This is a genomic window from Nostoc sp. FACHB-892, from assembly GCF_014698795.1.
Taxonomy (GTDB): domain Bacteria; phylum Cyanobacteriota; class Cyanobacteriia; order Cyanobacteriales; family Nostocaceae; genus Nostoc.
Window position 1 is genome coordinate 1 of sequence record NZ_JACJTR010000110.1, and the last position, 7,280, is coordinate 7,280.

8 protein-coding genes are annotated in these 7,280 nt (G+C 39.0%); 4 read left to right on the plus strand and 4 right to left on the minus strand.

Features of this window, described 5'->3' with window-relative positions:
* The first annotated feature begins 574 nt into the window (after positions 1-574).
* The 3 genes from H6G96_RS39645 to H6G96_RS39655 all read left to right on the plus strand — a co-directional run bounded on the left by H6G96_RS39645 (position 575) and on the right by H6G96_RS39655 (position 4,024).
* The gene (locus H6G96_RS39645; RefSeq protein ID WP_190737250.1) at positions 575-1,033 is read left to right on the plus strand and encodes a DUF1392 domain-containing protein; all 459 of its coding nucleotides are present in this window, start codon (positions 575-577) and stop codon (positions 1,031-1,033) included.
* Between the two features lie 530 nt (positions 1,034-1,563).
* Complete coding sequence (locus H6G96_RS39650; RefSeq protein ID WP_199339879.1) at positions 1,564-2,712, plus strand: tetraprenyl-beta-curcumene synthase family protein; 1,149 nt, start codon at positions 1,564-1,566, stop codon at positions 2,710-2,712.
* Between the two features lie 196 nt (positions 2,713-2,908).
* Complete coding sequence (locus H6G96_RS39655; RefSeq protein WP_190919993.1) at positions 2,909-4,024, plus strand: FAD-dependent oxidoreductase; 1,116 nt, start codon at positions 2,909-2,911, stop codon at positions 4,022-4,024.
* A 355-nt stretch (positions 4,025-4,379) separates the two neighbouring features.
* On the opposite strand, the gene H6G96_RS39660 is transcribed toward H6G96_RS39655, so the two are convergent.
* The 3 genes from H6G96_RS39660 to H6G96_RS39670 all read right to left on the minus strand — a co-directional run bounded on the left by H6G96_RS39660 (position 4,380) and on the right by H6G96_RS39670 (position 6,227).
* A complete protein-coding gene (locus H6G96_RS39660) occupies positions 4,380-4,601 on the minus strand; it encodes a hypothetical protein (RefSeq protein WP_190919994.1) in 222 nt (73 codons plus the stop codon).
* Positions 4,602-4,718: 117 nt separating this feature from the next.
* A complete protein-coding gene (locus H6G96_RS39665; protein WP_190735297.1) occupies positions 4,719-5,432 on the minus strand; it encodes a hypothetical protein in 714 nt (237 codons plus the stop codon).
* A 207-nt stretch (positions 5,433-5,639) separates the two neighbouring features.
* The gene (locus H6G96_RS39670; protein ID WP_190919996.1) at positions 5,640-6,227 is read right to left on the minus strand and encodes a PEP-CTERM sorting domain-containing protein; all 588 of its coding nucleotides are present in this window, start codon (positions 6,225-6,227) and stop codon (positions 5,640-5,642) included.
* Between H6G96_RS39670 and H6G96_RS39675 the strand changes: the two genes are divergently transcribed.
* Positions 6,219-6,713: a hypothetical protein gene (locus H6G96_RS39675; protein WP_206757700.1), complete on the plus strand. Its 495-nt coding sequence runs from the start codon at positions 6,219-6,221 to the stop codon at positions 6,711-6,713. The genes H6G96_RS39670 and H6G96_RS39675 overlap by 9 nt on opposite strands.
* On the opposite strand, the gene H6G96_RS42785 is transcribed toward H6G96_RS39675, so the two are convergent.
* The coding region (locus tag H6G96_RS42785) for a calcium-binding protein (RefSeq protein WP_190920000.1) at positions 6,643-7,280 on the minus strand (638 nt) is incomplete at its 5' end. The genes H6G96_RS39675 and H6G96_RS42785 overlap by 71 nt on opposite strands.

Genomic DNA, 7,280 nt, shown 5'->3' on the forward strand with positions numbered 1-7,280 from the left:
AATTACGCTTTTTCGGATTAGCGTAGATATTAAAAGAATTCACAGTGGGTTACGCCCGGCTACGCTCTAAGGGAGATCCAATAAATAAATCAGCCCAGCCGTCGCTTTCGCCCTTAAGGCGAAAGCGCCTAGATATTTCGGTTTTGCCAAAAATATTATTGATACGGTGAAGCAGCGCGGTCTTGAGGGTTTCCCCCATGAGCGACTGCTGAACCCCGAAGGGGCTGGGCTGATTTATTCGTGTCTTGTGCCTAAGCAAAGCTATGCCGAAGCTTTACGCAATTAAGTTTTGTAATAGGGATTGAAAGTGGTACTTTCGCAAGAAAAAGTTTTTATTACTGGTAAATGTTTGAAATTTAATTTGTATCCAAGAATGCATCGATTCTTCACAAAGCTTCAAATCTTTGGATAGAGATGATTACATAAAAACATTTCTTATTTAGTAGGCATAAACCAGACTTTTAAGATTGGATCGAATTAAGGTAATTGAAAAAATAAAAATGGCTCTCACATTTAGTCGCCGTTGGCGCAATCAGTAAATCTGAAGTGTCTAAAATTAGAGCGGTAAAGCATTATGATTAACCAAATTACACTTTTGGAATCTTGCTGGTATATTTCTCCTCCGTGGGGTCAAGCTATGCCTCCATTAGCGGTTCAGATGCGAGAAAAAGTTTTCCTGCCAACCTACAATTTGTTAGGTTACTGCTGTGGCGTTTACTGGGAAAGCCCGAAGTGGGTTTATGCAATTGTTTGTCGCGGTGAAATACTTTACTTGCCTTCTAAAGAATTTTATCCAACAAATGTCTTCAAAAATGCTGCTGTTCCTACTTCGGTTTTTCAATTAGGCGACACAGTTGAAGTTGATTTTAGTCTCCAATCAACACGTCGTATTATTCAAGGGATTTTTTGCCTTAAAAACAATTGGCTTTACGGTGTGGAGTGGTGTTCTCCAATTATGGAAGAAACGGCATCGGCTCAAAGCCAACTCATCTGGCTTGCTGATATTGATTTAGTAAGAAAGATGAGGCTTTAGCAATTTGTGGGGCAAAGCTTCGTATTGGAGTTTAGAATAAACAATGCAAAACAACCCAGCGCTGCTGAGTTAATAGGAAACTTGCTGAAAGTATGAACAATGTTTGATATTAAACCGCAACAAGTGGTTATTGCCGGAGTTATGTTGCTGTCTTTTTAACGATTGGGAATCGGTTTTTACGTAGACGAAGTTTTCCTGGCATCCAATCTGGAAACTAACAAAGCTTTGAACCAACCGTACAAGAATGTTACATGGAATGTTGACCGTCTTCAAAATGGAAGGAGCGCAGCCAATCTGTCTCACATATATTCAGGGCAATAGAGGCAAAAAATTTTGTATTTTCACCCCTTTCAGGGGAAAAATCAGTCTTGAACAAGCCAATTTTTACACAAATTACTATTCATATTTTATTAAATATGTCTAATTATACATAGCATTTTAATCTAACCTGTTTCAAAGGATAGGTAAATTTTAAGTATTTAAAGTTTAATGTAAAAATAGTTAATGATTAATTTTTATAAAGAATACTGATGCTCATAGATCAGGATCATAATCATAATAAAAATATTAAAGATTTTCTCCCAAAAGCTTTGTTATTGCAAGTTCCATCTAGTTCTACAATGCTGATGCTGAGAATCTATTATGATGTTATTCCACGAGTTCATAAACATTTAGAATTCTGGAAGAAAAAAGCTGAACGAATTCCTAATCCTGAACTACGTAAACAGGCTTTACTAAGTATAAAAACTAAAGCTTTTCACTGTGAAGGTGGTTCTATCTATGGATTACTTGCCAAACAAGAAATTGAGCAAATAATCTGCTTTATTGTTGCTTATCAAACAATTAGCGATTATTTAGATAACCTATGCGATCGCAGTACTTCCTTAGATCCGAAAGATTTTCGTACTCTCCATCAAGCTTGTTTAGATGCTTTGACACCTAGCGCTAAATGCATTAATTACTACCAATTTCGTCAAGAGCAAGACGATGGCGGCTATCTGATGGAATTAGTAAAAACTTGTCAAAATGTACTAAGGGAGCTACCGTCATATCACGTAATTGCCCCTAGTTTATATCATCTGGCTGATTATTATTGTGATTTACAAGTTCATAAACACGTTCAAGTTAACGAGCGGGTTCCTCGCTTAGAAGCATGGTTTGAAAGACATCGTAACCAAATTCCTCAAATGAAGTGGTATGAATTTTCAGCTTCTACTGGCTCAACATTAGGAATTTTTTGCCTTGTGGCTTATGCAAGCGATCCAGATTGCTCCGAGGAATTAGCTACAAAAGTTAAAACCAGCTACTTTCCTTGGGTTCAAGGGCTTCATATCCTACTTGACTATTTTATCGACCAAGAAGAAGACCGCATAGGTGGGGATTTAAACTTCTGTGCTTACTATAATAATGGGCAAGAAATAAGTGAACGGTTTGCTTATTTTCTTAAACAGGCTGATCAAGCTGTTTCCCGTTTACCACATAAGCACTTTCATCGAATGATTAATCGAGCTTTATTAGGTGTTTATCTGGCTGATGAAAAAGTTAACGAACAGAAAAACATTAAAAAAACTGCAAAGAAAATTCTCCGTTCCTGTGGCGGTTCATCACTCTTTTTTATGTGGAATATTATGATTATGGCTCGGATTCGGTATCGAAAAATCTTAGTACAAGTAGTCTGATGTACCAAAAAATATAACAAACTAGATATTAGTTATAAAGAAGCAAGCGTATCCATCATCTGAAAGTCCAATACAAGTCTGTTATCTATTACTTGTCTAAAAAATCAGAAAGCAATTCATCAGTTTGTAAAATTGTTGGCATCCTTTTAAACTATGTTCATGGATAAAGACAAATTCTAATAAGGATGATTTAATCATGTCTAAAATTGTAGTCCTTGGGGCAGGGCCAGCAGGGTGTTCCGCAGGTTATCACTTGGCTAAAAGCGGACATCAAGTCATGCTTATAGATAAAGACTGTTTTCCCAGAGATAAGACTTGTGGAGATGGAGTCAGCCTTGGATCGGTTCAAGCATTATCAACAATGGGGATATATCCACAGGACATCAAACGTTTAGCCTCTGAGTACGCTCAAATCGATGGGTTTCTGCTCGGAGTTTCAAACGACATTAGCCATCTGTGTCCCACTGAGCTTAAAGGCTATTGCATACCTAGATTTGTATTCGACAATCTTCTTTATGAAAAAGCAATCAATGCAGGGTGTGTACAAAGAACGCAGAGAATTACCGATATTCAACGCTATCACCAAGAACTTCATAGTGATTTCGATTACATAATTGATGCACGCGGTGTCTATGCAGGAGAAGCCAATGCGATCGCAATTAGAGCTTACTGGAATATAAAAGTTACAGATTTTCCAAAAACCTATCTCTCAAAAGCTCAAATTTACTTTGATAAAACTCTTGGGGTTAATGGATATGGTTGGATATTTCCCGTAGCGGTAGACTCAGAATTAGTCAAGCTCAATGTTGGTGTGGGAGTATGGATAGATGAATATCAAAACAACAACACAAACATTATTCGCCTTTTCAATGAATTTGTGCAGCGTAATCAGGCTACAAAAGAACTCTTAAGTCTAGTAGTTAGTCAGCAAAAACCTAAAGCTTATCCCTTAGCCACCGCAAAACGAGCTAACACAGTCAGCGATGGTAAAATTTTCAAAATTGGTGATGCTGCAAATCTGACAGATCCTTTGACTGGTGAAGGAATTGCAAATGCTATTCTCAGCGGCTTATACGTGACGCAAGCGATTAATATGAGTACTAGTCCAGAATTAGCATCTGAAAATTGGCAGCGTCTTTATCAGCTGTACTTTGAGCCAGACCTCGATGCTGGTTTACAGATAAAGTCTTTTAGGAAATTCTCATTTATAAATAAGTTATTAATCTGGCTGATGAATAGGAATAAGCCATTGGCAGAGCAGGTAACTTACACATTTGCCGGCTTAATTCCTTATAAAAGGCTACTTCCGTAACTCATATTCTGTTAGACAGTACAAACTCAAACATCCCTCAATAGGTAGAGCTATTAACACGGAATCCCTTGACAATTCCCCAAATATTTACCCAAGTAGAAGATCCTCTTGTCTTTGGATGCAAGGGGTTACGCCTGAAGCTGCGCCTTGAACTCGACAGCGTTGGCAAGTTTTACCAATAGCTAGTCTCCAAGGAAAGCGAGACTGTCGGCGTTGCTAATGGTGAGACTTACAAAGAACGCATACCTGGGGCAGTGGCAAGTTTGGGTTAACTTTGGGAGCGGATGCAAGTCTGTGGTCTGCGATTGGGTGGTGGCAGTGTAGGTCAAAGTAGTTCACTATTCCATCAAAACAATTACTCTGAGTCGGTTATTGTGCAGATTCTGAGTTTGGGGCAAATAATCTCTCTTGCAAAGCCATTGAAAAAAACAATTTTGTGTTCGTTATCTCCTCCGTCTCCTAAAGTAACTCGTTTAAGGATGCTCATCTTTTTCATCTCAGAGATGGTATTCTCAGAGAAATCCAATTCATGTCTACAGTCGCAACGAAAGGATGATGGAAATAGTTCTACTGCCATCTTGCACACCAGGATAAACCCCACCAAATGCTACCACACTCTATGGAACGGAACCTGGGTCATTATTATGTAACAGTCTTTGTAAATAATCTGATACTGAACTATCCCAATAACAATTTATATACATGACTCATAGTCTGCAAATTCTTTTAAATAATCAAGAATAGAAGTACCAAATTCATCATTAGAAACTTCATTCTTGAGCAGTAGATTTGTAACTCCGGTTTCACCCCTTAGATGAGCAGCCGCAAGGATGCCAGATTGTGTAATTTTGGCTCCTTGCAGTTCCTGTCCAATGAACTGTTCAATGGAACGTCCATTTGACTGAAGGATTTGACTAATTCGATTCGAGTTCAAGCTAAATGCCTCTTTGATTGCTGTCTCTTGTACACCATTCTTGTTTTGCATAAATTCTTCCCTACTATTAATTTCATTTTTACCTTTCCAAGTACCACGCCAATAATTCTTATCTACGCCGTTACCTCCACCGTTGTAAGGATTTTCAACTTGGTAGTACCCAAGCTCTATAAGTAGTGTTTCACCAAATTGGTACTTACCAATAAACCCTAAAGCATTTTCAATGTCATAAGGTGGAGTTTGCTGTCCTGTTTCTCTTATAGCAAGAGCTGATAAAAATTGTTCACAGCTTCCTCGATTCTGAGCAATAAGATTGTTCCTCGTGATGTTGTTAGTAATTGAGGATGTGCTGTAAGCATAACTAGCTTCACACGTTACGAATAATCCAGTCAGAAGCGAAGGCAGAATCAGTTTTGTAGCTATGATTTTATCTAACTTTAGGTGAGCAGCTTGTGTCCTACAAGATAGGTTCATGATGTTTTAGCCTATTGTCTCTTGGTTTTACAAACAGTGGGTTCGGTATTTACTACTCTTCAGCATTAGCTTTGTACTTGATGCCAAAACAACGAAAAATTTGGAACCGGCATCACATACACACAGGGCAAACACAAGTATCAACCCAACCCTCGCTCATGTTACTTTAATATAAATCGATAAAGCTTTGGTAAAGAGTTGAGTAATTCATGCTTCCGATTTCGTCTTACCAGCTTTTTTAGAGACAGCAATTGCACCAACTCCAAACAATAGACCTAGTAGGGAAGTGGGTTCTGGTACTGATGTATATGAAGAACTCAGGGTAATATTGGCAGCAGAATCTTGATAGATGTATGTTCCTGCCCGTCCCACCTCACCTGTCAAGGTAATTTCAGAGCTTGAAGTTCTTTTTAAGGTATATCTTGGAGCATCAAAAGCAATGCCAAAATCAACTACTAAACTCCAATTCGACCCAGAATCAAGCTCAAAATCGACATCTGGGGTTAAGTTACCGCCATTAGTAGGGACTCTCTTCAAATTTAGGTCTAGATTGTTGACGGATAGCTCCCAATCGCTTAAAGTCCCGGACTCTGAGTAAACCACGAATCCCGAATATTCGCTTTTTTCTGGCAAAGAGTTCGTAAGGAATGGGCTAGTAGCATCGACTAAAGTAAAATCACCTGAAAATTCTTGTCTAGTTAGAATAGCTCCCAGCACTGGAGTAGCATGAAATACGCTTGCAACTACCAAACCAATCACGGCAACGCTAACTTTAGGGAGTCGAACTTGATTCATGGATTAGGTATGCTATCTAAAATTGTTGAAGGTATGCTATCACATCGGGAGCAACTTAAGATACATTTGATACACCAAAATTTTCTGCGATGTGCGGTGTTCTCGAAGAATCGCTCAAGCCAAGAAATGGGCAATACTATTAAAGAATTACTCAGTGCCCTAACGATTGATGAGCGGTTGGCTATGATGCTGAAGTTTGAGATTAATTCATCAGTTAGGCTATTCGGTATGGCTTCAGATTTAGATTTGGCGATGCCTGCGGTAAATGTTTGCCGAAGCGTGGCAATATCTTGTACAGCACAAGAATGCCTATCACTTACCAAAATGACTTGCATTGAGTACTATCGTTTGCGAGATGCTAAAAATAGCACCTCGCAAATCGTACCGCTTGGTGATGGCAGAACGTTAACTCCGATTAAACAACCACAAAATTCTTTTCGGTTAGTGCCACCTCAGCATCTAATTGTGCAAATTGTACCTGAGTAAACCTAGAGGCACTACCATCAAGGTCAAAGAACAATCCACCTGTAGTGCTGTTAAAGATAAATCGCTGAGTATTAGTAGTTGCAGATGCTCCGATGGCAAACTTATTTGTCTCAAGTGTACCTGATGATAATCCGCCACCAAAACCAGCAGCCGTCACCTGAATTAGTTCATTAGTCGTGTTGAAGTCATCAAGACGATCAACACCTTCATTGAAATTCTTGAAAGCAAAAGTGTCAGTACCAGCTCCTCCAATTAGGCTATCATTACCTTTGCTACCAGTGAGGGTATCATTGCCAAAACCACCCTTGAGGGTATCATTGCCATTGCTCCCCGCAATCAAGTCATCGTACTGTGTACCTGTGATATCCAATCGTTCGATAGACTTATAGCTAATTCGACTAGTGCCATTCGTAATCGAGCCAGTATTAGTGCTGGCATTAAAATTTGAAATGATTCCCTTACCCTCACTATTACCACTGTCATTGACAATCAACAAATCCTCACCTGCGCCCCCATCTATTGTGTCATTGCCAGCAATCATCGCAACCTCTTCAAGATCACGGAACC

Bases quoted from the DNA above. Each gene is read 5' to 3' on its own strand.
- H6G96_RS39645 (WP_190737250.1), top strand. From the start codon at position 575: ATGATTAACCAAATTACACTTTTGGAATCTTGCTGGTATATTTCTCCT.
- H6G96_RS39650 (WP_199339879.1), top strand. From the start codon at position 1,564: ATGCTCATAGATCAGGATCATAATCATAATAAAAATATTAAAGATTTT.
- H6G96_RS39655 (WP_190919993.1), top strand. From the start codon at position 2,909: ATGTCTAAAATTGTAGTCCTTGGGGCAGGGCCAGCAGGGTGTTCCGCA.
- H6G96_RS39660 (WP_190919994.1), bottom strand. From the start codon at position 4,601: ATGGCAGTAGAACTATTTCCATCATCCTTTCGTTGCGACTGTAGACAT.
- H6G96_RS39665 (WP_190735297.1), bottom strand. From the start codon at position 5,432: ATGAACCTATCTTGTAGGACACAAGCTGCTCACCTAAAGTTAGATAAA.
- H6G96_RS39670 (WP_190919996.1), bottom strand. From the start codon at position 6,227: ATGAATCAAGTTCGACTCCCTAAAGTTAGCGTTGCCGTGATTGGTTTG.